The following is a 22183-nucleotide window of genomic DNA, read 5'->3' as shown; positions in this document are numbered from 1 at the left end:
GCGTTGATTTTTGGCACGCTGTTGAGTTCTCAAGGAACGGACGCTTCCTTTGTACTCACCCTCGCGGGCTTTCCTCCGGGCTTTCGTTCTTCGTTTCCAACTCTACCAGATCATTTCTTCGTCGTTTCCGACTTGGATTTGAATTCGGCGGCCGTTGGGGGCCTTTGCCTTTCGGCGTTCCACCACTTTAGCGCTTATCCCTTGCGACTCATAATCGAGTCACCGGATTCGAATTCGGGCATGCCGAAATCGACCCCGCCAGGGGAACGTCGTAGGTAGTGGGTTGGCCGCCCCGGGGGTCTGCTGATGGCAGTGCCCCGTTCAAGCGGCTCGGGCTACGTTAGGCGTCCGCCAAGGTGGAGTCAAGTTGAACGGCGGCGTGGCGCATGGGGCCGATACGGGCTCACCGTGGGGTCGTGCGTGATCCAGTAACGGTACGGATGGCCCGCGCCGGCTCCGCCGACTCCCGTGCGCGGGCCGTTGCTCACCAGGTCGGATGAGGTGGCGGTGCCGGTCAGGAGCGCCAGGGGGGAATCGGGGCCGTCACAGAGGTCCGTGCCGTCCAGCGAGCGGTCGACCGCCAGGGCGGTGGCCAGGCGGGCCGGGCCTTTGGCCAGTTCCCGGTCGCTTCTGGCTGAAAGTCGACGTTTGCGGGCCAGGTCGGCACCCACGGTGATCTCGCCCGCGCGCAGCAGCACCCCGCTCGCGTGCCCCGGCGGCCCGCACACCAGGTTGAGGCTGAACCACATGCCGTAGATGAAGTAGACGTACGCGTGTCCGGGCGGACCGAACATCGACGCGTTGCGCCGGGTGCGCCCCCGGTAGGCGTGGGAGCCGGGGTCGGCCTCCCCCTCGTACGCCTCCACCTCCGTGATGCGCAGCTCCATCGGGCCTTCGGGGGTGCGGCGGACCAGGATCCGGCCGAGGAGGTCCGGGGCCACGGTGAGGACCGGCCGGTCGAAGAAGGACCGGGCCAGGGGCGTACGGTCGGGGCGCGCGCTCATCCGGTCGAGCGTAGTCGAGCGAGCTGACCTGCAACCGGGGCCTAAGGTTCCGCGTTTGTCAGGGTGTACTCGTAAGCGGTAGTCGCACGAGCCTTCAAGGGGAGTCAGAGCATGGGGTTCAAGAAGCTGTTCGCGGCGCTGGGTGCCGGCGGTGCTTCGGTGGACACGATCATCACCGAGCCGAACGTCGTGCCCGGCGGGATCGTCCAGGGCGAGGTCCGCATCCAGGGCGGTTCCGTGGAGCAGCAGATCGAGGGCCTGTCCGTCGGTCTCCAGGCACGGGTGGAGGTGGAGGGGAACGACCAGGAGTACAAGCAGGACATCGTCTTCACCAAGCAGCGCCTCGGCGGTGCCTTCCAGGTGCAGGCGGGCGCCCTGCACGTGGTGCCGTTCGGTCTGGAGATCCCGTGGGAGACGCCGATCACCCACTTCGGGGGGCAGCACCTGCACGGGATGAACATCGGGGTCAGCACCGAGCTGGAGATCGCGCGCGCGGTGGACGCCGGCGACCTCGACCCGATCAACGTGCACCCGGTGCCGGCGCAGCAGGCGATCCTGGACGCCTTCCGTCAGCTCGGCTTCGGTTTCCGCAGCGCGGACATGGAGCGCGGGCACATCCGCGGGACCCGCCAGACGCTGCCGTTCTACCAGGAGATCGAGTTCCTGCCGCCGTCGCAGTACCGCGGGCTGAACCAGGTCGAGCTGACCTTCGTCTCGGACGGCCGCGAGATGGACGTCGTGCTGGAGATGGACAAGAAGTCCGGGCTGTTCTCCGAGGGCAGTGACACCTACCGCTGCTTCCAGGTGGGGCTGCAGTCCTACCAGGGGACCGACTGGGCGGCGTACCTCAACCAGTGGATCGCTTCCGTGGGTTCGCAGCGCAACTGGTTCTAGGCTCGGCCGGGTACCGGCATCCCGGTGCCGGTACCCGTACTGGTTCGCGATCAGGAGGTTCAGCAGTGGCCGAGCAGAACAGGGCGCCCCTTCCGCACGATTTCCACCCCCGGGTGCACGCGTTCTCGGTGGAGAGCGCGGACATCGAGCCCGGTGGTGAGCTGGGCGACGCCCAGGTGCTCAAGGGCGGCAACGTCTCTCCGCACCTGCGGTGGGAGGGGTTCCCGGAGGGGACGAAGAGCTTCGCCGTGACCTGCTTCGACCCGGACGCCCCGACGGGCAGCGGGTTCTGGCACTGGGTGCTCTTCGATCTGCCGGCCTCGGTCACCGAGCTGCCGGCCGGGGCGGGCAGCGGGAAGTTCGAGGGCCTGCCCGCCGGGGCGGTGCACGTACGGAACGACTACGGCACGCAGGACTTCGGCGGCGCGGCTCCGCCGGCCGGGGAGCGGCACCGCTACGTGTTCACCGTCTACGCGGTCGACCAGGAGAAGCTGGGCCCCGGTGCGGACGTCTCGCCGGCGGTCGTCGGATTCAACCTGCGGTTCCACGCATTGGGACGGGCGCAGCTGATCGGTGAGTACGAGGGCCCCGCGAGCTGATCGTTCGCCGTGCGTTTGCCCGGTCCTGGTCTAAAGACGACCAGGACCGGGCATTTTTATTGCGTTGTCCCGCGTGGCGCGCGCGGCCAGAGTGGTCGCGGGCCCTGCCGCCAGTGTGGTCGCGGGCCTGCACACGGGAGGTGGGCGAGATGCGGGACACGCTGGTGCTGAATGCGAGCTTCGAGCCGCTGTCGACGGTGACGCTGAACCGGGCTGTGGTCCTGGTCCTTCAGGACAAGGCCGTGGTCGAGCAGTCCCACCCCGAACTGCGTGTGCGCGGTGCCTCCATGGATCTTCCGCTGCCCCGGGTGATCAGGCTGTGCCGGTACGTGCGGGTGCCGTTCCGAAGACATGCTCCCTGGTCGCGGAGGGGGGTGCTGGTCCGGGACCAGCACCGGTGCGCGTACTGCGGGAAGCGCGCGACGACCGTGGACCACGTACTGCCCCGGGCCCAGGGCGGTGGGGACACGTGGCTGAACACGGTGGCCTCCTGCGCCGAGGACAATCACCGCAAGGCGGCCCGGACTCCTGAGGAGGCGGGGATGCCGCTCCTCCGGAAGCCCTTCACACCCTCTCCGGCGGACGCCATGATGCTGGCCCTGGGAGTCGGCGTGCAGGACGTCCTGCCGGAGTGGCTGGAGCGTTCCGCCTAGCGCGCGGCACTGGCCGTCGCGGGTACGTGCGCTGGGCGACGTATTTTCCGTACGTCGCTCAGTGCAGCAGCAGCTGGACGATCGCGAGCAGTCCGACCACGACGATGACCCCGCGGAGCACGGTCGGGGACAGGCGGCGGCCTACCTTGGCGCCGATCTGGCCGCCGAGGGTGGAGCCGATGGCGATCAGCAGCACGGCCGTCCAGTCGAACTCGGCGACGAAGAGGAAGAAGACGGCCGCGATGCCGTTGACGAGCGCGGCGAGGACGTTCTTGACGGCGTTGAGGCGCTGGAGGTCCTCCTGGAGCAGCATGCCCATCAGCCCGACGTAGAGCACGCCCTGGGCGGCGCCGAAGTAGCCTCCGTACGCGCTGGCGAGCAGCATGCCGGTGAGCAGGGCGGGGCCGCCGTCGGGATGTCCGGGCTCGGAGCCGGCGGCTTCCTGGCGCCTGCGCAGGGCCGCGGCGAGCCGGGGCTGGAGGACGACGAGCACGAGGGCGAGTCCGATGAGGATCGGCACGATCGTGTCGAAGGAGTCCGACGGCAGGGTCAGGAGCAGGACGGCCCCGGCGAGTCCTCCGACGAGCGAGACGGCGCCGAGCCGCACGATGCGGCCGCGCTGGCCCTGGAGCTCCTTGCGGTAGCCGATGGCTCCGCTGATGGAACCGGGCACCAGGCCGAGGGTGTTGGACACGTTGGCGGTGACCGGCGGGAGTCCGGTGGCGAGCAGCACCGGGAAGGTGATGAGGGTGCCGGATCCGACGATGGTGTTGATCGTGCCGGCGCCGACGCCGGCCGCGAACACCGCGAGTGATTCCCAGGGGGACATCGAGAGCAGAGACATGGACTGAGCCATCCCCTTTGCATGAGTGAGTCGCCTCCCCGCCATGAAGGTCGAGGGGCCTCACTGATCATGCAGGAGGGGACGGGCCGGTCAGTCGATGGGGGGCTGTTCGCGGCGCTCGGCGGCGGCCTTGTCGGCCGCTCCGGCGCCGTTGCCGCCGTCCTTGCCGGAGTTCTGCGGGTTGAAGCCCGAACCCCCGCCCATGGGACCGAAGTTGCCCATGGCTCCCGAGAGGCCCTTGAGGGCGTCTCCGATCTCGCTGGGCACGATCCAGAGCTTGTTGGCGTCGCCTTCGGCGATCTTCGGGAGCATCTGGAGGTACTGGTAGGCGAGGAGCTTCTGGTCGGCGTCTCCGGCGTGGATGGACTCGAAGACCGTACGGATGGCCTGCGCCTCGCCCTCGGCCTTGAGCGCGGCGGCCTTGGCCTCACCTTCGGCGCGCAGGATGGAGGACTGCTTCTCGCCCTCGGCGCGCAGGATCTCGGACTGCCGGACACCCTCGGCCTGGAGGATCGCGGCGCGCTTGTCGCGGTCGGCGCGCATCTGCTTCTCCATCGAGTCCTGGATGGAGGTCGGCGGCTCGATCGCCTTGAGCTCGACGCGGTTGACGCGGATGCCCCACTTGCCGGTGGCCTCGTCGAGGACTCCGCGCAGGGCCGCGTTGATCTCCTCGCGGGAGGTCAGGGTCCGCTCCAGGTCCATGCCGCCGATGATGTTGCGCAGGGTGGTGACGGTGAGCTGCTCGATGGCCTGGATGTAGCTGGCGACCTCGTACGTCGCGGCGCGGGCGTCGGTCACCTGGTAGTAGATGACCGTGTCGATGTTGACGACCAGGTTGTCCTGGGTGATGACCGGCTGCGGCGGGAACGGCACGACCTGTTCGCGCAGGTCGATGCGGTTGCGGATCGAGTCGATGAACGGGACGACGATGTTGAGGCCCGCGTTGAGGGTGCGCGTGTAGCGGCCGAAGCGTTCGACGATGGCGGCGCTGGCCTGCGGGATCACCTGGATCGTCTTGACCAGTGCGATGAAGACCAGAACCACCAGAATGATCAGGACGATGATGATCGGTTGCATGCGGTTCCCCGTGCCCTTCCGGCTGTCTGTGCTGCCCCGTTGAGCGGAGTCTCGCAGACCCCGGGGCCGCGGGTCGGCTCCTTGGCGCAAGCTCACACGAGCTCGGCCTCACGCGCTCACATCACGACGGCGGTGGCCCCGTCGATCTCCACGACGTCCACCTGCTGGCCCGGTTCGAAGCTGCTGTCCGCGTCGAGGGTGCGGGCGGACCAGATCTCGCCGGCGAGTTTGATCCGGCCTCCGCTGCCGTCGACGCGTTCGAGGACGAGTGCGCTTCTGCCCTTCAACGCGTCGATTCCGGTGCGGTGTTGGGGGCGCTGCTCGCGGTGGTGGTTGGCGATCGAGCGGACGACGGCGATGAGTGCCACCGACACGATCACGAAGACGAGGACCTGGGCGACCACTCCCCCGCCGAACGCCGCGGTGACGGCGGCCGCGACCGCGCCGACCGCGAACATGCCGAACTCGGGCATCGCCGTCAGGACGAGCGGGATGCCCAGTCCGACCGCGCCGATGAGCCACCACAGCCACGCGTCGATGTTCACATGGTCATGGTAGGTCGGGGGGGCGCGGTCGGGACAGGGTGCGATCGCCCCGTTACTAGCGCAGCGGGAGGCCCTGGGCGGTCCAGCGGTCGCTGTCGTTGCGCTCGACGACCAGGGGGAGGCCGAAGCACAGCGAGAGGTTGCGCGAGGTCAGCTCAAGGTCGATCGGGCCCGCGGTGACGACCTTGCCCTGGCGGATCATCAGGACGTGGGTGAAGCCGGGGGCGATCTCCTCGACGTGGTGCGTGACCATCACCATGGACGGCGCGAGCGGGTCGCGGGCGAGGCGGCCGAGGCGGCGTACGAGGTCCTCGCGGCCGCCGAGGTCGAGGCCGGCGGCGGGCTCGTCGAGGAGGAGCAGCTCGGGGTCGGTCATCAGGGCGCGGGCGATCAGGGTGCGCTTGCGCTCGCCCTCGGAGAGGGTGCCGAACTTCCGGTCGAGGTACTCGGTCATGCCGAGGCGGTCGAGGAAGGCGCGGGCGCGCTGCTCGTCGATCTCCTCGTACTCCTCCTGCCAGGTGGCCGTCATGCCGTACGCGGCGGTGAGGACGGTCTGCAGCACGGTCTGGCGCTTGGGCAGCTTGTCGGCCAGGGCGATGCCGGCGACGCCGATGCGCGGGCGCAGCTCGAAGACGTCGCTGCCGGGCTTGCCGAGGGTGCTGCCGAGGATGGTGGCGGCGCCCTTGGTGGGGAAGAGGTAGCTGGAGGCGAGGTTCAGCAGCGTGGTCTTGCCGGCGCCGTTGGGGCCGAGGATCACCCAGCGCTCCCCCTCCTTCACCGACCAGGAGACCTGGTCCACCAGAGCCCGGCCCTCGCGGACCACGGATACGTCCACCAGCTCCAGAACATCGCTCATGAGCGTGTTGTCTCCCCTTGCAGTCTCGGTTTCGTCTGTGCACCGGTAGGCGCAGCCCCAGGGGAAAACCTACGCCACTCGGCGAGGGGTCCGGGCGCCAGGTGGGACGCGGGAGCCGATCCGGGGTGATCCGTAAAGTGGGGGGATGCTTTTCGAACCACGTTCAGGGCGCTTGGCCGCCTGGGGGAACGCGCTGCTGGCCGGTTTGGTCTCGCCCGACGAGGCCGTGTTGTCGATCGTGGGCGAGGACGCCGTGCACCGGGTGGAAGGGCTGCCGGGCGAATCGGGTCCGGTGGGCCTGACGCTGGCGCTCGGCCGGCTGCGGGCGCTGGGGGTGAGCGGGCTGCGGGTCGCGCTGCCGGCGCCGGGCCATCCGCTGGGGCTGAGCGGGCCCCCGGAGTTCAACGCGCGGGCGCTGGAGGCCGAGGAGGCGGTGGTCGCGGTGGGCGCGGCGCTGGGTCTGGTGCCGGAGGTGGCCGAGGCCGGGCCGGCCCCGGGGGACTTGCACGTCTCGGTGACGTGGCACTGCCTGCCGGTACGGGAGGCCCCGCCGGCGGACGTGCCCTCGCTCGGTGAGGCGGAGCGGGAGCTGGCGGAGGCGCTGCGGGAGGCGACGGTGGTGCTGACGCGGCTGGACGTGGCGGGGTCGGGGCCGGTGGCGGAGGCGGCGCTGTCGGCGTACCGGGCGCGGGCGGACGCCGGGCGCGAGGTGCTGGCTCCGGGATATCCGCCGCGGGCGGTGCGGGTGCTGGCGCTGGCGCAGCGGGTGGACCTGCTGGTGTCGCTGGCGTACGAGCACGGGCCGGGCGGCGCGGTGGCCGCGTCGGAGATGGCGGCGCGGGCGGAGGCGCTGCGGCCGGTGGAGCGGGTGGCCCGGCGGGCGCTGGTCGCGGCGTACAACGCGGCGGTCGAGGAGCGCGAGCGGGGATAGGCCCGCTCGCGCCGCGGCCCCGCTTCCCGGGGAGAGGTGGGGGAAGCGGGGCCGGTGGGGCGGGGCTGGTCAGGCGTTCACGCCGGTGTTGCCCCAGGCGCCGTTCAGGAGGCCGATCACGGTGACCGCGTTGCCGACCACGTTGACCGGGACGTGCACGGGGACCTGGACCAGGTTGCCGGAGACGACGCCGGGCGAGCCCGCGGCCTCGCCCTCGGCCGACGCGCCGCCGTGCGCCGAGGAGACGCCCGCGCCCGCGGCAAGGAGACCGCCCGCGATCATGGTGACGGCAGTGGCCTTCTTGATGTTCTTCACGTTCTTCGTCCTCCAGTACGTCCGCCGCGGCCAGCCGCCGCGGCACGTCATGAAGAACGGTCATCGGACGAACGGGATGCGCCATGTGGGCGACGTCCACCCGACCGTATGAATCTGCGAACGGAACAGGACGGTCCGTTCCTGCCCGGTTCAGTCGCTGATCCCGTGCCTGACCGCCCACAACGCGGCCTGCGTGCGGTCCGCGAGGTCCAGCTTCATCAGGATGTTCGAGACGTGCGTCTTGACCGTCTTCTCGGACAGCACGAGCGCGCGGGCGATCTCGCGGTTGGACCGGCCGTCCGCGATCAGGGACAGCACCTCCTGTTCCCGTTCGGTCAGGGAGCCGCTCCGGCCGGGCGACGGCGCTCCCTCCTGGGAGAGCAGGGCGTCGGCCACCTCGGGCTGGAGCAGCACGTGCCCGGCGTGCACGGAGCGGATGGCCCCGGCCAGGGCGTCGGGGTCGATGTCCTTGTAGACGTATCCGGCGGCGCCGCCCCGCAGGGCCGGGACCACCGTCCGCTGTTCCGTGAAGCTGGTGACGATCAGCACCCGCGCCGGGTTCGCCAGGGCGCGCAGCCTGCGCAGGGCCTCGATGCCGTCGGCGCCCGGCATCTTGATGTCCATCAGGATCACGTCGGGCCGCAGCTCCTCGGCGCGCGCCACGCCCTCCTCTCCGTCGGCGGCCTCCCCGACCACCTCGATGTCGTCCTGGACCTCCAGGAACGTGCGCAGGCCGCGGCGGACCACCTGGTGGTCGTCCACCAGCAGGACCCGGATGGGCGTGTCAGCCACCGGGGACCTCCATCTCGATCGTGGTGCCCGTACCGGACTCCGAGTGCACGGTGAGGCGGCCGCCGACGCCGCTCGCCCGGTCCCGCATGGAGACGAGTCCGAGGTGGCGTCCGGCCGCGCGGACGGAGGAAGGGGAGAAGCCCCTTCCGTTGTCCCTGACGGTCAGGACGGCTCCGGCGGCGCGGCGCGCGAGGGTGACCTCGACGCGGTCGCCGGCCGAGTGCCGCAGGGCGTTGTGGAGGGCCTCCTGGGCGACCCGGAGCAGGGCCTCCTCCTGGGTCGCCGGGAGGGCCCGTACGCCGTCACAGGTGAAGGTGACGTGCGCGGTGTGGGCGCGGTCCAGTACGTGGACCTGGTCGCGGAGGGTGGCGACCAGGCCGTCCTCGTCGAGGCCGGCCGGGCGCAGCTCGGTCACGGCGGAGCGCAGCTCGTCGGCGGCCTCGGCGGCGAGGGCGGCGACCTGCTGGAGCTCGCCCTTGGCGCGGGCGGGGTCGCGGTCGACGAGTGCGGCGGCCGCCTGGGCGGTCAGGCGGAGGGAGAAGAGCTTCTGGGCGACGGCGTCGTGCAGCTCGTGGGCGAGGCGGGAGCGCTCCTCGGCGATGGTGAGCTCGCGGCTGCGCTCGTAGAGGCGGGCGTTGGTGAGGGCGATCGCCGCGTGCTGGGCGAGCAGGGCGAGGAGTTCCTCGTCCTCCTCCGTGAAGCCGCCGGGGCTCCTCTTGTTCGCGAGGAAGAGGGCGCCGAGGGTCTCCTCTCCGTCGCGGACGGGCCGGCCCAGGAAGTCGGACATCTCGGGGTGGGCGGCGGGCCAGCCCTCGAAGCGGGGGTCCTCGCGCACGTCGGCCAGCCGCTCGGGGCCGTCCTGGTGGAGCATCGCGGCGAGGATGCCGTGCTGGCGGGGCAGCGGGCCGATGCGGCGCCACTGCTCCTCGCTGATGCCGTCCACGACGAACTGGGCGAAGCCGCCGTGGTCGTCCGGGACGCCCAGGGCCGCGTACTCGGCGTCGAGGAGCTCGCGGGCCGAGACGACGATCGTGCGCAGGACGTCGCGGACCTCCAGCCTGCGGCTCATGGCGAGCAGGGCGGTGCTGACGGCGGCGAGGCCTCCGCGGGGGCCGCCGAACACGGGACTACCGGTCATGGGCTCACCGTACTCGCGGCCCTGACCTGCGGGATCGGGCCCGGGGCCTAGGTCCGGGGCCCAGGTCCGGGGGCGGCGTGTCCTCCTCCTCCGGGAGGGGGCCCGGGGGGCCGTCTCTGCCCTGGGGATGAGGGCGGTGGCGGGCTCGTGGTCCTCAGGGCGGAGAATTCCGTTACAGAGCGCATTGCTCTCGCAACGCCTGGCGAGACCGTTACACGGCCGATGTGAGCCCGCACATAGGACCCACGTCACTTACGAAGGCGCCTAGTGGACGCATAAAGACCGTGTCAGCACTGTCGCACCTAGCGCCCGGCCCCGAATTCCGGGCCCGTCGGCGCCCCCTGATCCACTAAGCGGGATCGTACGTCACACCTTTGCCAGGCGATTTTGCCGCCGCTAAGAATTGCTCCCGTCGCACAGCGCCGCGGATCCCGGATCCCAGCGGCGCCTTCCTGCGGCTCCCGCTATTCGAAGAGGTTGCTAGCCATGTCCAAGACCAGCACCCCCGGCCACAGTCGTCGTCTGACGAAGGCCCACAAGATGACCTTCGCCGCGTTCGCCACCATCGGCGCCGCCGCCCTGGCCGCCACCGTCGTACCCGCCGGCTCCGCCGACGCCGGTACGACCGTGAGCGCCGCCCCCGTGGCGTGGACCCAGGCCGTCGAGGGTGTCCAGTCCAAGACCGTGCAGCACCTCGGCGCCCAGACCAAGCTGGCCACGGACGCCGCGAAGGTCGAGGCCGCGATCAAGGCCAAGGCCGTCGCCGCCAAGGCCAAGGCCGACGCGGCGAAGGCGAAGGCCGACGCCGAGGCCAAGGCGAAGAAGGACCGCGAGGCGAAGGCGGCCGCGAGCCGTTCCACCGTCCGCACGCCGGTCTACGCGAACAACCTTGACGGCTGGATCAAGGAGTCGCTGGCGATCATGAAGGCGCACAAGATTCCGGGCACCTACAACGGCCTGTACAAGAACATCATGCGCGAGTCGAGCGGCAACCCGCGGGCGATCAACAACTGGGACATCAATGCCCAGAACGGCATCCCCTCGAAGGGTCTGCTCCAGGTCATCAAGCCGACCTTCCTCGCGTACCACGTCGCGGGCACCCCGCTGGACCAGTACCACCCGGTCGCCAACATCGTCGCCGCGGCCAACTACGCCGCCGACCGTTACGGCTCGATCGACAACGTCAACAGCGCCTACTAGGGCCACTGGCGTAGCAACCCCCCATGCGCCTCAGGGCGGCACCCGGTATCCGGGGTGCCGCCCTGAGGCGTTCGTACGGGTGGGGTGGGCCCGGGCCGACTAGTTGCGCATGACCTCGGGCTCGTGGCGGCGCAGCAGCTTCTGCACGGCGAAGCCGCAGGCGACGCCGATGAGCAGCAGGATCGTGATGTTCACGCCCCACTGCGCGATGGAGTGCTCCCACAGCGGGTCGGTGTTGGTCGGGTTCTGCTGGTCCCACGGCGGCATGAGCTTGCCGAGGTCGAGCGTGGTGCCCGCGGCGGCGACCGCCCAGCGCGAGGGCATCAGCCAGGCGAACTGCTCCAGGCCCGGCGAGTCGTACACCTGGAAGAGGATGCCGGTGAAGACGACCTGGACGATCGCGAACATGACCAGCAGCGGCATGGTCTTCTCGGCGGTCTTCACCAGCGAGGAGATCACGAGGCCGAACATCATCGAGGTGAAGCCGAGCGCGGTGACCGACAGGCAGAGCTCGACGGCCGGCGGCATGAGCAGGCCCTCGGTGGGCAGGTCGCGCGGGACGAAGCCGATGGCGCAGATGACCGCGCCCTGGATGGCCGTGATGAAGCCGAGGACGATCACCTTCGACATGAGGTACGCCGACCGGGACAGACCGGTGGCGCGCTCGCGCTCGTAGATGACCCGTTCCTTGATCAGCTCACGGACCGAGTTCGCGGCGCCCGAGAAGCACATGCCCACGCAGAGGATCAGCATGATCGTGCCGGCGTCGCCGTTGAACCGGGACGGCGGCTTCGGCGGGGCGAGGCCGAAGGTCGCGGGGATGACCGTCGAGACGATGCCGAGGACGGCGGGCAGGATCAGCATCAGGGCCATGAAGCCCTTGTCGGAGGCGATCACCGAGACGTAGCGGCGGATCAGGGTCCACAGCTGGTCGCCCCAGCCCTGCGCCTTCGGCGGCATCATCTGCTGCATCGGCACCATGGCGACCTGCTGCGGGGCCACCGCGTCGAGGTCGGCGGCGTAGAGCTGGTAGTGCTGCGAACCCTTCCAGCGGCCGGCCCAGTCGTATTCGCGGTAGTTCTCGAAGGCCGAGAAGACGTCCGCCCACGTGCTGTAGCCGAAGAAGTTCAGCGCCTCGTCCGGCGGGCCGAAGTAGGCGACCGAACCGCCCGGGGCCATGACCAGCAGCTTGTCGCACAGCGACAGCTCGGCCACGGAGTGGGTGACGACGAGGACCGTGCGGCCGTCGTCGGCGAGGCCGCGCAGCAGCTGCATGACGTCGCGGTCCATGCCCGGGTCGAGGCCGGAGGTCGGCTCGTCCAGGAAGATCAGCGAGGGCTTGGTGAGGAGCTCCAGGGCCACGGACACGCGCTTGCGCTGACCACCGGAGAGCGAGGTGATCTTCTTGTCCTTGTGGATGTCCAGCTTGAGCTCGCGCAGCACCTCGTCGATGCGGGCGGCGCGCTCGGCCTCGGCGGTGTCGCCGGGGAAGCGCAGCTTGGCCGCGTACTTGAGGGCCGTGCTGACCTTCAGCTCCTTGTGCAGGATGTCGTCCTGCGGGACCAGGCCGATGCGCTGGCGGAGCTCCGCGAACTGCTTGTACAGGTTGCGGTTGTCGTAGAGGACGTCGCCCTCGTTGGCGGGCCGGTAGCCGGTCAGCGCCTTGAGCAGCGTGGACTTTCCGGAGCCGGAGGGGCCGATGACGCCGATGAGCGACTTCTCCGGGACGCCGAAGGTCACGTCCTTGAGGATCTGCTTGCCGCCGTCGACGGTGACCGTGAGGTGGCGGGCCGAGAAGGAGACGTCACCGGTGTCGACGAACTCCTCAAGCCGGTCACCGACGATCCGGAACGTCGAGTGGCCGACGCCGACGATGTCGTTCGGGCCGAGGAGCGCGGTGCCGGACTTGGGCAGCGGCTGGCCGTTGACGTACGTGCCGTTGTGGCTGCCGAGGTCGTGGATCTCGAAGCGGCCGCCGGCGGAGCGGAACTCCGCGTGGAGGCGAGAGACCTGGAGGTCCGAGACGACCAGCTCGTTCTCCAGCGCACGGCCGATCCGCATGACGCGGCCGACGGCGATCTGGTGGAACGTGGTGGGGCTGCGGTCACCGCCGTAGACGGGGGCCGCCTGCTGCTGTTGCGGGACATGAGGCTGCTGCGGCTGCTGGGCGGCGGCCTGCTGCGGCTGCTGCTGCTGCCAGGCCTGCTGCTGCGCCGGCTGGGCCGGGGCCTGGTACGCCGGGGCGGCCTGCTGGGCCGGGGCCTGGTAGGCGGGCGCCGGGGCCTGGTAGGCGGGAGCGGCCTGCTGCGGTACGGCCTGCTGCGGAGCCGCGGCCGCGCTCAGATTCAGCCGCGGGCCGTCGGTGGCGTTGCCCAGGTACACCGGCGTGCCGGGCGTGAGCTCGGTCTGCCGGACCCGCGCGCCGTGCACGTAGGTCCCGTTGGTGCTGCCGTGGTCCTCAATGCCCCAACCCCGGCCGTTCCAGGCGATGGTGGCATGCCGCCACGACACCCGGGCGTCGTCGATGACCACGTCTCCCTGGGGATCGCGCCCCAACGAGTACGACCTGGACGGATCGAGCGTCCAGGTCCTTCCATTCAATTCCAGTACGAGTTCCGGCACTCCAGCCCCACTTAAGTCCCCCGAGAATCCCCCTGACGCCAGGGAGTCCGACGTCAGGGAGTCTAGGGATGGCGAACATCCGGGGGAACTATTTCAGGCCTGGGGCCACATGTGGAATCGGGGCCTTCCCAGGGCGTCTACGCCTGCCCGTTGACGGGGGTGAAAGTCACCCGGAGAGTGAGATACGGGACTTCTCGCCCGCCCGGCACCGTCCCGCTCGGCCCGCACGCTCGACAGGCACCGGGGGTACGCATGCGCCGCATTCGCTGGGGGGACGTGGTGCTGTCGGGCATCGCCGCCACCGGCTGGGCCCTCGTCACCATGGCCGCGGTCGCCGCCCTCGGGCTCCGCCTGCTGGGTGCCGACGCCGTGGGAGGCTCGCTCGGGGCGATGACCGCCGCGGTGGTGGTCCTCGCGGTCGGCGGCACGGTCATCCCGTCGGGGGACCTGTCGGTCCTCGGGACCACCGGGCCGGGTGCCGGGTCCTCGCTGGACGTCATGCCGCTCGGGGTGGGGCTGGCCGGGGCCCTGGTGCTGGCACGGATCTTCCTGGGCTCGATCCGGACCGGGGCGCCCCGCGGGGAACTGGCGGCCCGTGCGGGCGTGGTGGCGGTGCTGCTCGTCGCCGCGGCGGGCGGGCTGGCCCGGGCCGGGCACGACGTGGTCACCCTGGACGGGCCGCGGCTGCCGGCGACCGCGCCGCCGAAGGTGGTGGTCCCCGGGATCGGAGACGTCGGCGGGCTGCTCCCGGACCGCGTCGGGGACCTCATCGGCAGCCGGGCCCGGGTGGGGTTCTCGGTGGAGTCCGGGCCGACCCTGCTGGGCGCGGGGGTGTGGGTGCTGGCCGTACTGGCGGTCGCACTGCTGGCTTCGCGGCGCGGACCGGCGGCGTTCGCGCGGCTGCGGCCCGCGGTGTCGGCGCTGGTGACGGCCCTGCTGGTGGCGGTGGCGGCCGGGCTGGCGGCGGCCGTGTGGGCGGCCGCGGGCGACGAGCATCCGGGGCGGGTGCTGGGCGCCGCGCTGCTCGGGGCGCCGAACGGGGCCTGGACGGGGGTGCTGCTGGGGCTCTTCGTACCGTTCGACGGCCGGGTCACGGGAACGCCGGGCCGGCTGCTGCCGGATCCGCTGGACGAACTGCTGGGGGTGCCGGCGCGGGACCCGGTGACGGTGTCCCGGCTCGCGGAGTACGACGGGCGGGCCTGGCTGCTGGTGGCGGGGGTGGGTCTGCTGCTGCTCTGCGCGGGTGTGCTGGCCGCCGTACGGGCTCCGGGGCGCGGGACCGCGGCGTGCGCGGTGCGGCTGTCGGCCGTGACCGGGGTGGCGCTGGCGGCGCTGACGGTGCTGACGGGGGTGTCGGCCGACGCCTCGCTGTCGGTGCTCGGCGTCGATGCGGTGGACGCGGGGGTGGAGCTGCGGGGGGACGCGCTGTACGCGCTGCTGCTCGGGGCGGCCTGGGGTGCGGTGGCGGGTGGGGCGGGGGCGCTGCTGGCGGGTCGGGGGCGCCGTCCGCGGCCGGCGCCCGAGCCGGTGCCGGTGCCGGGGGCCGCGCGGGGATGGGCCGGCGGCCCGGCCCCCGGCGCGCCCGCGCCTCCCTACCGGCCCCCGCCGGGGCGGCCGTACCCGTACCCCCGTCCGGGCGATGAGCCGCAGCGGTTTCCCGACCCCGAACCGGACGGCTCCTGGGACGTCACGATCACCCGGCTGCCCCGCAGGCCCTCCGGGCGCCCGGCGTCGCACCCGCGCCCGCCGTTCACCCCGCCGCCGCCCCCTCCCCCGCCCCCGCCGCCGGGGCCGCCGGGCTGAGGCGACGGCGGGAGGACGGACCGTATCGAATCGAACACGCTCGGCCACCACCCTGTCCCGGGGGCCCCGGACACCTCCCCGTCCACCCGCATTCACCCCGCCGCCATCCCCCCGCCGCCCCCCGGGCCCCCGCGAAGCGCGGCGGCGGAGGGCGCCGCGCCGGAAAATGGTTCCGGCAGGTGGGACAGGGGTCCGAGCATGTGGGACGGGAAGATACGGTGAGGGCACCATGAGCGCTTCGCAGACCTCCGACGTCCCCACCCTCCTCGTCAAGATCTTCGGCAAGGACCGTCCCGGGATCACCGCCGGGCTGTTCGACACCCTCGCCGCCTACTCCGTCGACGTCGTCGACATCGAGCAGGTCGTCACCCGCGGCCGCATCGTCTTGTGCGCCCTCGTCACCAAGCCCGCCTCCGCCGGTGAGGGCGAGCTGCGGGCCACGGTCCACAGCTGGGCCGACTCGCTGAAGCTCCAGGCCGAGATCCTCTCCGGCACCGGCGACAACCGGCCGCGCGGCAGCGGCCGTTCCCATGTCACCGTGCTCGGGCATCCGCTGACCGCCGAGTCCACGGCGGCCATCGCCTCCCGGATCACCGCGACCGGCGGCAACATCGACCGCATCTTCCGGCTCGCCAAGTACCCCGTGACCGCGGTCGAGTTCGCCGTCTCCGGGGTGGAGACCGAGCCGCTGCGCACCGAGCTGGCCACCTCCGCCTCCCACATCGGGGTGGACGTGGCCGTGGTCTCGGCCGGGCTGCACCGGCGCGCCCAGCGCCTGGTCGTCATGGACGTGGACTCGACCCTGATCCAGGACGAGGTCATCGAGCTGTTCGCCGCGCACGCGGGCTGCGAGGCGGAGGTCGCCGAGGTGACCGAGCGGGCCATGCGCGGCGAGCTGGACTTCGAGCAGTCGCTGCACGCCCGCGTGAAGCTGCTGGCCGGACTGGACGCCTCGGTCGTGGACAAGGTCCGCTCCGAGGTGCGGCTCACGCCGGGCGCCCGGACCCTGATCCGCACCCTCAAGCAGCTCGGCTACCAGGTGGGCGTGGTCTCCGGCGGGTTCACGCAGGTGACGGACGATTTGCAGGAGCGGCTGGGCCTGGACTTCGCCTCGGCCAACACCCTGGAGATCGTCGACGGGCGGCTGACCGGCCGGGTCACCGGCGAGATCGTGGACCGGGCGGGCAAGGCGCGGCTGCTGCGCCGCTTCGCCGCGGAGGCCGGCGTGCCGCTGGCCCAGACGGTGGCCATCGGCGACGGCGCCAACGACCTGGACATGCTGAACGCGGCCGGGCTGGGCGTGGCCTTCAACGCCAAGCCGGTGGTGCGCGAGGCCGCGCACACGGCGGTGAACGTGCCGTTCCTGGACGCGGTGCTGTTCCTGCTCGGGATCACCCGGGAAGAGGTCGAGGCCGCCGGCCTGACCTGATGGCGCGCGCGTGACGAGGACGGGCCCCGGCGGATCGATCGCGCCGGGGCCCGTCCTCGTTCCCGCTCGGTACGCCTCCGTGTACGCGCACGTGTCCGCGTGCTCAGTGGTCCTCGGGCGTCCAGAAGTCCAGCAGCGTGCCCACCCCGTGCTCCACGGTCTTCCAGGAGCCGGTGAAGGAGACGACGGCGAAGGCGGCGGTCGGGAAGCCGGTGCGGCTCATCCGCGCCGGGGCGTCGCCCTCCGCGCGCCCGGAGAGGGCGTCGGCGAGGGCGTGCATGCCCGGGTTGTGGCCGATGACGAGGAGGTTCTCGACCTCGTCGGACGTCTCATTCAGCAGGGCGATGAGCTCGCCCAGGGAGGCGTCGTACAGCCGCTCCTCGTACGAGGTGCGCGGCCGGTGCGGCATCTCCTGAACGGCCAGCTTCCAGGTCTCGCGGGTGCGGGCGGCGGTGGAGCAGAGGGCCAGGTCGAAGGCGATGCCGGTCTCGGCCAGCTTCAGCCCGGCGGCCGGCGCCTCCTTGCGGCCCCGTTCCGCCAGCGGGCGGTCGTGGTCGGCCACCTGGGGCCAGTCGGCCTTGGCGTGCCGGAGGAGGACGATCCTGCGGGGTGTGTCGGCGCTCATGGCTCCCAGCTTCGCATGAATCGGGCCATGGGGCGCAGGGTGTTGGGGGCTCGGCGGGAGGCGTACGCGGGGCTCGGTCGCGCGGTACGGGAGCGCGGCCCGGTCAGCCGACGACGCGCAGGATCTGCTCGGTGACCTGGAGGATCGCGGAGGCTTCGCCGGTGGCGGCATGGGCCTGGCCCGAGCCGGCGAGGAGCAGCAGGAGGAAGCCGAAGGCGAGCGCGGGCAGGGCCAGCGCCCACCAGTGCAGGCGGGTGCTCGCGCCGTGGACTCGGGGACCGGGAGTGTGCGTGGGGGCCGACATGGCCGCCTCCGTGGGTACGCGGGGTGGGACTGGCTCGCTCTCTTCGAATCTATGGATTCGAAGGCGCGGCGCCCATCCGGGACACACCCCAGTCGACCCTGACCCTGGCCCCCTAGGGGTTGGGGGGTTATCCCCACCCCCACGGCCCGTCAGGGGGAGACGACGGAGGCGATGACGGAGATGATCACGGTCACGACCAGCATCGCGCCCAGCACCAGGCCGAGCTTCTTGTGGCTGTTCTGCGGGTTCGGTTCGAGTACGGGCGACATGCCGCTCAGTCTCGCATGCCGCATTCGTCCTCGATCGTGCGGTCCCGGCCGGCCAGGATGCCCAGCGCGATCTGCGGGACCAGCAGGGACGCCATGACGGTGAGCGGCAGGTCCCAGCCCCCGCTGTGCTGGTAGAGCGCGCCGACGAGGAGCGGTCCGGGGATGGAGATGAGGTAGCCGACGCTCTGGGCGAAGGCGGACAGCTTGACCACGCCGGCCGGGGACTTGGCGCGCAGCCCGATCATCGTGATGACGAGGGGGAAGGCGCAGTTGGAGACGCCGAGCAGGAGGGCCCAGGCCCAGGCCCCGGCGGCGGGTGCGAAGTAGAGGCCCGTGTATCCGGCGAGGCCGAAGAGGCCGAGGGTGACGGCGATGGCCCCCTGGTTCCGCATCCGGCCGGCCAGGCTGGGGATGACGAAGGCGAGCGGGACGCCCATGACCATGGTGACGGCGAGCAGCACGCCGGCGGTGGAGGCGGAGACCCCGGCGTCGCGGAAGATCTGCGGCAGCCAGCCCATGGTGATGTACGCGCCGGTGGCCTGGAGTCCGAAGTAGCAGGCCAGGGCCCAGGCGGTACGGCTGCGGACGATCTTCGGGCCGGCGTCCGCCCGTACGGTCGCGCCCGGTCCGGAGGCGGCGGCCCGCTTCTCCCGCCGGGCGGCCGCCGCGACGGGCAGCCAGGGCAGTACGGCGACCAGCGCGAGCACGGCCCAGACCAGCAGGCCCGCACGCCAGCTGCCGCCGAGGGCGGAGGTCATCGGGACGGTCACGGCGGCGGCGAGCGAGGTGCCGAGGGCCAGGGCCATGGAGTACAGGCCGGTCATGGTGCCCACGCGGTCCGGGAACCAGCGCTTGACGATGACCGGGAGCAGCACGTTGGTCAGGGCTATGCCGGCCAGGGACAGGGCGCTCGCGGCGAGGAAGCCGGCGGCGCCCTGTGCGAAGGGCCGGATCAAAAGGCCCGCGGCGACGGCGGCCATGCCGGCGCAGACGACGGCGGCGGGGCCGAAGCGGCGGGAGAGCCGGGGCGCGGTCACGCCGAAGACGGCGAAGCAGAGGGCGGGGACGGAGGTGATGAGTCCGGCGACGGTGCCGCTCATGCCGAGGCCCGTGCGGACCTCCTCGAAGAGGGCTCCGAGGCTGGTGATGGCGGGCCGCAGGTTGAGGGCGGCCAGCACGATGCCGACGATGAGGACCGGCCCGAGCCATGCGGGCTCCGGCTTCGGCTGCGACCGCGTCCGGGCGCTCGCGGGAGCGGCGGAACGGGTCGGCGCAGGTACGGCGGGCGCGCCGGGCCGGTTCAGGGTCTGTATTTCTTCGTCGGGCATTACGCCATCATAGAATCATGGGATGATTGGTTGTCCACTTTCGGAGAGGAACCCGCCCGTATGCCGCTGACCTCGCCCCGGCGCTCCGCGCTGGTCGATCAGGTGATCGCCCAGCTCCGGAACCAGATCACGTCCGGCGAATGGCCCGTAGGTGCCCGCATCCCCACCGAGCCGGAGCTGGTGGAGCTGCTGGGCGTCGCCCGCAACACCGTCAGGGAGGCCGTACGGGCGCTGGCGCACAACGGGCTGCTGGACATCCGGCAGGGCTCGGGCACCTACGTCATCGCCACCAGCGAGCTGGCCGGGGTGATGCACCGCCGCTTCGCGGGCGCCGACCCGCGGCACATCGCCGAGCTCCGCTCGACGCTGGAGTCCGCCGCGGCCCGGCTGGCGGCGGAGCGGCGCACCGAGCGGGACATGGGGCAGCTGGACGCGCTGCTGGCGCGGCGCGAGGAGACCTGGGCGGGCGGGGACGCGGAGCGGTTCATCGCGGCGGACGTCGCGCTGCACATGGCGGTGGTGGCGGCCTCGCACAACGAGGTGCTCATCGAGCTCTACGCGGACCTCGGCGACCTGGTCGCGGACTGGCTGCGCACGGACGTGGGCACCGAGCTGGACCCGGCGGCGCACCTGGACCACGCCCGCCTGATCGAGGCGATCCGGCGCGGGGACGGGGACACGGCGGCCTCGGAGGCGGCGGGCTACCCCTACGTCTGCCTCGGCGGGAAGTAGCCCGCGCGGGGAAGTAGCCCGCACTGGAGAGCGGCCCGCGTACGGCCGGTGCCGGCCCGGTCAGGGCCGCTGGTGTGTCACCCAGGCCGAGCGGACCTCTTTCCAGCAGCGGCCGGTGAGCTCGATCCGGCCGGCCGGCGCCAGGGAGACGGCGGCGCTGTCGGCGTCCACGTCCCACCAGCGGTCACACTCCACGTGCAGGCGCAGGAGGTCGGTCTCCGGATAGCCGTTCTGGCACGTGGCCGTGGCCTGCGAGCCCTCGATCACGGTGTCGCAGTCGGCGCCGTAGAGCTCCCGGGGTGCGGGCGGCCTGGGCCGTACGGGCGGCTCCGCGGGGATTTCGTCGAGGTCCACGGCGGCGGGCTCCACGACGGCCACCGCCCCCGGCTCCGGCAGCGCCTCGTCCCCCTCTTGCCGCGCGTCGGCCCCCGAGATCAGGAATCCGGTCAGGACCACCGAGGTGACCAGCAGGGATACCGCTCGGCTCCGCCTCGCGCGCACGCGTACCTCCTCCCCGCACGAGCCGGGAAGATCCCGGCTCGGTCAGTTTGCAGGCATCTGTTCCGGTTTTCGACTCGGGAAGATCCGGTCGGAGGGCGGACATCTGATCGAGCACCCGGCCGGGATCCCCGCCCCCACCGGCGCGAACGGCGGCGGCCGCGCCTCCCGGAAGGAAGACGCGGCCGCCGCCGTACGGACGTACCGGTGCCGCTCAGGCACCCATCGCGTGCAGGCCGCCGTCCACGTGGACGATCTCGCCGGTGGTCTTCGGGAACCAGTCCGACAGCAGGGCCACGACGCCCTTGCCCGCCGGCTCCGGGTCGCTCATGTCCCACTCCAGCATCGAGCGGGAGTTCCACACGTCCGCCAGCTCCGAGAAGCCCGGAATGGACTTCGCGGCCATCGAGCCGATCGGACCGGCCGAGACCAGGTTGCAGCGGATGTTCTCCTTGCCCAGGTCACGGGCGAGGTAGCGGCTGGTGGCCTCCAGCGCGGCCTTGGCCGGGCCCATCCAGTCGTACTGGGGCCAGGCGTACTGCGCGTCGAAGGTCAGGCCGACGACGGCCGCGCCCTCCGCCGGGAACAGCGGCTTGCACGCCATGGTCAGCGACTTCAGCGAGAACGCCGAGACGTGCATGGCGGTCGCGACCGACTCGAACGGGGTGTTCAGGAAGTTGCCGCCGAGGGCGTCCTGCGGGGCGAAGCCGATGGAGTGCACGACCCCGTCGAGGCCGCCGAGCTCGTCGCGGACGAGGCCCTCCAGGCGAGCCAGGTGCTCGTCGTTGGTGACGTCGAGCTCGATCACCTTGACCGGCTTCGGCAGCTTCTTGGCAATGCGCTCGGTCAGCGTCGGCCGCGGGAACGCGGTGAGGATGACCTCGGCGCCCTGCTCCTGGGCCAGCTTGGCGGTGTGGAAGGCGATGGACGACTCCATCAGCACCCCGGTGATGAGGATGCGCTTGCCGTCGAGAATTCCGCTCATGGTGATCAGTGACCCATGCCCAATCCGCCGTCAACGGGAATGACGGCTCCTGTGATGTACGCGGCGTCGTCGGACGCCAGGAAGCTCACGGCCGCCGCGATCTCCTCGGGCTGCGCGTAACGGCCGAGCGGCACCTGGCCGACGATGCCGGCGCGCTGCTCGTCGGTGAGCACCTTCGTCATGTCGGTGTCCACGAAACCGGGGGCCACGACGTTGAAGGTGATGTTGCGCGAGCCGAGCTCACGGGCGAGCGAGCGGGCGAAGCCGACCAGCGCGGCCTTGGAGGCGGCGTAGTTGGCCTGGCCCGCCGAGCCCAGCAGCCCGACGACCGAGGAGATCAGGACGACGCGGCCCTTCTTGGCACGGAGCATGCCACGGTTCGCGCGCTTGACCACCCGGAAGGTGCCGGTGAGGTTGGTGTCGACGACGGAGGCGAAGTCGTCTTCGGACATGCGCATGAGCAGCGTGTCCTTGGTGATGCCGGCGTTGGCCACCAGCACCTCGACCGCGCCGTGCGCGTCCTCGATCTCCTTGTAGGCCTGCTCCACCTGCTCGGAGTCGGTGATGTCGCAGCGGACCGCCAGGACGCCGAGCGCGGTGAGCTCCTGCGGCGGCTCACCCGACCGGTACGTGATCGCGACCTTGTCGCCGGCCTGCGCGAAGGCTCGGGCGATGGCGAGGCCGATGCCCCGGTTTCCTCCGGTGACGAGAACCGAGCGGCTCAACAGATCACCCTTTCG

At 71.6% G+C, this 22183-nt stretch carries 24 protein-coding genes; 8 read left to right on the top strand and 16 right to left on the bottom strand.

Going from position 1 to position 22183, the window contains the following annotated elements:
- Nucleotides 1-362: 362 nt before the first annotated feature.
- Nucleotides 363-1004: a DNA-3-methyladenine glycosylase gene (locus ACFYXV_RS28165; RefSeq protein WP_383350150.1), complete on the bottom strand. Its 642-nt coding sequence runs from the start codon at nucleotides 1002-1004 to the stop codon at nucleotides 363-365.
- Between the two features lie 111 nt (nucleotides 1005-1115).
- Here ACFYXV_RS28165 and ACFYXV_RS28160 point away from each other — a divergent pair, with 111 nt between their 5' ends.
- From ACFYXV_RS28160 to ACFYXV_RS28150, 3 genes are all read left to right on the top strand, one after another.
- On the top strand, nucleotides 1116-1898 hold the full coding sequence (locus ACFYXV_RS28160) for a sporulation protein (protein WP_030873647.1): 783 nt from the start codon (nucleotides 1116-1118) through the stop codon (nucleotides 1896-1898).
- 65 nt (nucleotides 1899-1963) lie between these two features.
- Entirely contained in the window at nucleotides 1964-2497 is a 534-nt protein-coding gene (locus ACFYXV_RS28155) for a YbhB/YbcL family Raf kinase inhibitor-like protein (protein ID WP_385470612.1), read from the top strand.
- A gap of 149 nt (nucleotides 2498-2646) precedes the next feature.
- On the top strand, nucleotides 2647-3150 hold the full coding sequence (locus tag ACFYXV_RS28150) for an HNH endonuclease (RefSeq protein WP_385470614.1): 504 nt from the start codon (nucleotides 2647-2649) through the stop codon (nucleotides 3148-3150).
- Between the two features lie 58 nt (nucleotides 3151-3208).
- Here ACFYXV_RS28150 and ACFYXV_RS28145 read toward each other — a convergent pair whose 3' ends face one another.
- The 4 genes from ACFYXV_RS28145 to ACFYXV_RS28130 form a co-directional block, all read right to left on the bottom strand.
- Nucleotides 3209-3979 carry a sulfite exporter TauE/SafE family protein gene (locus tag ACFYXV_RS28145; protein WP_389384334.1) on the bottom strand — a complete coding sequence of 257 codons (771 nt, stop codon included), beginning with the start codon at nucleotides 3977-3979 and terminating at the stop codon, nucleotides 3209-3211.
- A 105-nt stretch (nucleotides 3980-4084) separates the two neighbouring features.
- Complete coding sequence (locus ACFYXV_RS28140; protein ID WP_030873643.1) at nucleotides 4085-5071, bottom strand: SPFH domain-containing protein; 987 nt, start codon at nucleotides 5069-5071, stop codon at nucleotides 4085-4087.
- 116 nt (nucleotides 5072-5187) lie between these two features.
- Nucleotides 5188-5616 (bottom strand): NfeD family protein, encoded by a 429-nt coding sequence (locus ACFYXV_RS28135; protein ID WP_327282762.1) that lies wholly within the window; start codon nucleotides 5614-5616, stop codon nucleotides 5188-5190.
- A 55-nt stretch (nucleotides 5617-5671) separates the two neighbouring features.
- A complete protein-coding gene (locus tag ACFYXV_RS28130; protein ID WP_054222280.1) occupies nucleotides 5672-6472 on the bottom strand; it encodes an ABC transporter ATP-binding protein in 801 nt (266 codons plus the stop codon).
- A 145-nt stretch (nucleotides 6473-6617) separates the two neighbouring features.
- Between ACFYXV_RS28130 and ACFYXV_RS28125 the strand changes: the two genes are divergently transcribed.
- Nucleotides 6618-7403: a hypothetical protein gene (locus ACFYXV_RS28125; protein WP_385470617.1), complete on the top strand. Its 786-nt coding sequence runs from the start codon at nucleotides 6618-6620 to the stop codon at nucleotides 7401-7403.
- A gap of 69 nt (nucleotides 7404-7472) precedes the next feature.
- On the opposite strand, the gene ACFYXV_RS28120 is transcribed toward ACFYXV_RS28125, so the two are convergent.
- The 3 genes from ACFYXV_RS28120 to ACFYXV_RS28110 form a co-directional block, all read right to left on the bottom strand.
- Nucleotides 7473-7718: a chaplin gene (locus ACFYXV_RS28120; protein ID WP_383350159.1), complete on the bottom strand. Its 246-nt coding sequence runs from the start codon at nucleotides 7716-7718 to the stop codon at nucleotides 7473-7475.
- Nucleotides 7719-7868: 150 nt separating this feature from the next.
- Complete coding sequence (locus tag ACFYXV_RS28115) at nucleotides 7869-8510, bottom strand: response regulator (RefSeq protein ID WP_385470619.1); 642 nt, start codon at nucleotides 8508-8510, stop codon at nucleotides 7869-7871.
- Nucleotides 8503-9633 (bottom strand): GAF domain-containing sensor histidine kinase, encoded by a 1131-nt coding sequence (locus ACFYXV_RS28110; protein WP_383502706.1) that lies wholly within the window; start codon nucleotides 9631-9633, stop codon nucleotides 8503-8505. The genes ACFYXV_RS28115 and ACFYXV_RS28110 overlap by 8 nt, the downstream gene beginning before the upstream one ends.
- A gap of 501 nt (nucleotides 9634-10134) precedes the next feature.
- Here ACFYXV_RS28110 and ACFYXV_RS28105 point away from each other — a divergent pair.
- Nucleotides 10135-10848, top strand: coding sequence for a transglycosylase SLT domain-containing protein (locus tag ACFYXV_RS28105; RefSeq protein ID WP_383350163.1), 714 nt, complete (start codon nucleotides 10135-10137; stop codon nucleotides 10846-10848).
- A 99-nt stretch (nucleotides 10849-10947) separates the two neighbouring features.
- On the opposite strand, the gene ACFYXV_RS28100 is transcribed toward ACFYXV_RS28105, so the two are convergent.
- Complete coding sequence (locus ACFYXV_RS28100; RefSeq protein ID WP_385470621.1) at nucleotides 10948-13470, bottom strand: FHA domain-containing protein; 2523 nt, start codon at nucleotides 13468-13470, stop codon at nucleotides 10948-10950.
- 252 nt (nucleotides 13471-13722) lie between these two features.
- On the opposite strand from ACFYXV_RS28100, the gene ACFYXV_RS28095 reads away from it, so the two are divergent.
- Nucleotides 13723-15273 carry a streptophobe family protein gene (locus ACFYXV_RS28095; RefSeq protein ID WP_389384328.1) on the top strand — a complete coding sequence of 517 codons (1551 nt, stop codon included), beginning with the start codon at nucleotides 13723-13725 and terminating at the stop codon, nucleotides 15271-15273.
- Between the two features lie 229 nt (nucleotides 15274-15502).
- On the top strand, nucleotides 15503-16702 hold the full coding sequence (gene serB, locus ACFYXV_RS28090) for a phosphoserine phosphatase SerB (RefSeq protein ID WP_383350168.1): 1200 nt from the start codon (nucleotides 15503-15505) through the stop codon (nucleotides 16700-16702).
- Between the two features lie 103 nt (nucleotides 16703-16805).
- Here the strand turns inward: serB and ACFYXV_RS28085 are convergent, their stop codons facing one another.
- The 4 genes from ACFYXV_RS28085 to ACFYXV_RS28070 form a co-directional block, all read right to left on the bottom strand.
- A complete protein-coding gene (locus ACFYXV_RS28085; protein ID WP_383350170.1) occupies nucleotides 16806-17327 on the bottom strand; it encodes a SixA phosphatase family protein in 522 nt (173 codons plus the stop codon).
- 103 nt (nucleotides 17328-17430) lie between these two features.
- Nucleotides 17431-17631 carry a hypothetical protein gene (locus tag ACFYXV_RS28080; protein WP_123515127.1) on the bottom strand — a complete coding sequence of 67 codons (201 nt, stop codon included), beginning with the start codon at nucleotides 17629-17631 and terminating at the stop codon, nucleotides 17431-17433.
- A gap of 149 nt (nucleotides 17632-17780) precedes the next feature.
- Nucleotides 17781-17900 (bottom strand): SGM_5486 family transporter-associated protein, encoded by a 120-nt coding sequence (locus ACFYXV_RS28075; RefSeq protein ID WP_267880934.1) that lies wholly within the window; start codon nucleotides 17898-17900, stop codon nucleotides 17781-17783.
- A gap of 5 nt (nucleotides 17901-17905) precedes the next feature.
- Nucleotides 17906-19228 (bottom strand): CynX/NimT family MFS transporter, encoded by a 1323-nt coding sequence (locus ACFYXV_RS28070; protein WP_383350172.1) that lies wholly within the window; start codon nucleotides 19226-19228, stop codon nucleotides 17906-17908.
- 60 nt (nucleotides 19229-19288) lie between these two features.
- Here ACFYXV_RS28070 and ACFYXV_RS28065 point away from each other — a divergent pair, with 60 nt between their 5' ends.
- Nucleotides 19289-19960, top strand: coding sequence for a FadR/GntR family transcriptional regulator (locus ACFYXV_RS28065; RefSeq protein ID WP_385476374.1), 672 nt, complete (start codon nucleotides 19289-19291; stop codon nucleotides 19958-19960).
- Nucleotides 19961-20020: 60 nt separating this feature from the next.
- Here the strand turns inward: ACFYXV_RS28065 and ACFYXV_RS28060 are convergent, their stop codons facing one another.
- From ACFYXV_RS28060 to fabG, 3 genes are all read right to left on the bottom strand, one after another.
- A complete protein-coding gene (locus ACFYXV_RS28060; RefSeq protein ID WP_385476377.1) occupies nucleotides 20021-20461 on the bottom strand; it encodes a hypothetical protein in 441 nt (146 codons plus the stop codon).
- A gap of 211 nt (nucleotides 20462-20672) precedes the next feature.
- Nucleotides 20673-21443 (bottom strand): enoyl-ACP reductase FabI, encoded by a 771-nt coding sequence (gene fabI / locus ACFYXV_RS28055; RefSeq protein ID WP_054221794.1) that lies wholly within the window; start codon nucleotides 21441-21443, stop codon nucleotides 20673-20675.
- Between the two features lie 5 nt (nucleotides 21444-21448).
- Nucleotides 21449-22168 carry a 3-oxoacyl-[acyl-carrier-protein] reductase gene (fabG, locus tag ACFYXV_RS28050; RefSeq protein WP_048476758.1) on the bottom strand — a complete coding sequence of 240 codons (720 nt, stop codon included), beginning with the start codon at nucleotides 22166-22168 and terminating at the stop codon, nucleotides 21449-21451.
- Between the last annotated feature and the right edge of the window lie 15 nt (nucleotides 22169-22183).

It is taken from the genome of Streptomyces sp. NPDC002181 (assembly GCF_042890485.1).
Taxonomy (GTDB): domain Bacteria; phylum Actinomycetota; class Actinomycetes; order Streptomycetales; family Streptomycetaceae; genus Streptomyces.
Note: the sequence above shows the minus strand (reverse complement) of the source record. Positions and strands in the feature narration are given on the sequence as shown.